The sequence below is a fragment of the Streptomyces sp. WELS2 genome (assembly GCF_013870595.1).
Classification (GTDB): domain Bacteria; phylum Actinomycetota; class Actinomycetes; order Streptomycetales; family Streptomycetaceae; genus Streptomyces.
The window spans coordinates 1-992 of record NZ_JACBWZ010001375.1 but is presented as its reverse complement, the minus strand read 5'-3'; the positions used below and the strand labels follow the sequence as shown (position 1 = coordinate 992).

Annotated in this window: 2 protein-coding genes; both read right to left on the bottom strand. The window is 76.4% G+C overall.

Annotated elements, in window-relative coordinates:
• A partial coding sequence (locus tag H5J33_RS36465) for a diacylglycerol kinase family protein (RefSeq protein WP_309485585.1) occupies positions 1-234 on the bottom strand: 234 nt, incomplete at its 3' end.
• A 37-nt stretch (positions 235-271) separates the two neighbouring features.
• Positions 272-992 (bottom strand): FAD-linked oxidase C-terminal domain-containing protein (locus H5J33_RS36460; protein ID WP_309485584.1); only part of this gene is annotated, 721 nt, incomplete at its 5' end.

Sequence of the window (992 nt, the reverse complement as noted above, 5' to 3'; positions counted from 1 at the left end):
GCCGCTGAGCGCGCCGCCGATGCCGCCGGCGATGCCGTCGCCGCCCACGGCCAGCACGATCCGGCCGCGCTCCCCGGCCGTACGGGCGATGTCCTGGGCGTGGGCGAGGCTGTGGCTGTACTCCGTCTCCAGTCCGGCCCCGGCCTCGCGGAGCAGCCGGGCCAGCCGGAGCAGGGTCGCCGCCCCGGTGGAGCCGCCCGCGGTGGGGTTGACGACGGCGGTGAACTGGCGCATCGGTGGGCCTCCGAGGCAGGCGGTCGGATCGGGCGGGTCAGTCGGTGGGCAGCAGGACGCCGGGGTTGAGCAGGCCGTCGGGGTCCAGGTGACGCTTGACGGCGCGCAGCGCCGAGACGCCGAGCGGGCCGGCCTCGCGGACGTACCAGTCGCGGTGGTCGGTGCCCACGCCGTGGTGGTGGGAGATGGTGCCGCCGGCGGCGAGTACGGCTTCGTTGGCGGCGTGCTTGGCGGGCGTCCAGTGTGTCACCGGGTCCTCGCCCTGGGCGCTGACGACGGTGAAGTACAGCGAGGCGCCGTTCTCGTAGACGTGGGAGATGTGGCACATCACCAGCGGCGGGGTGCCGGCCCGGGCGAGGGTGTCGGTCAGCGCGGTGCGGACGGCCGCGTACAGCTCGGGGATCCGGGACCAGAACGCGGCGGTCTCCAGGGTCTCGGCGAAGGCGCCGGCGTCGAGCAGGGCGTCGCGCAGATAGGGCGCCGAGTAGCGGCCGTGCGCCCAGCGTTCGCCGGGTTCGGCGCCGGCCGGGGTGCCGCCGCAGGCCGTCAGGACGTCCGCGGCCCGGGCGCGCCGGTGCGCGGTGTCCTGCGCCGTGCCTTCGTAGCCGGTGATCGCCAGGCATCCGGCGCCGCCCTGCTCCGTACCGGCGCCGATCGCGTCGGGCTGGGCGAGCCCGATGAGCGTCTCGGTCTCGTCGGACAGGCGCAGCACGGTGGGCCGGGGCCCGTCCTGGGCAAGCCGGCGCAGCGCCGCGGTG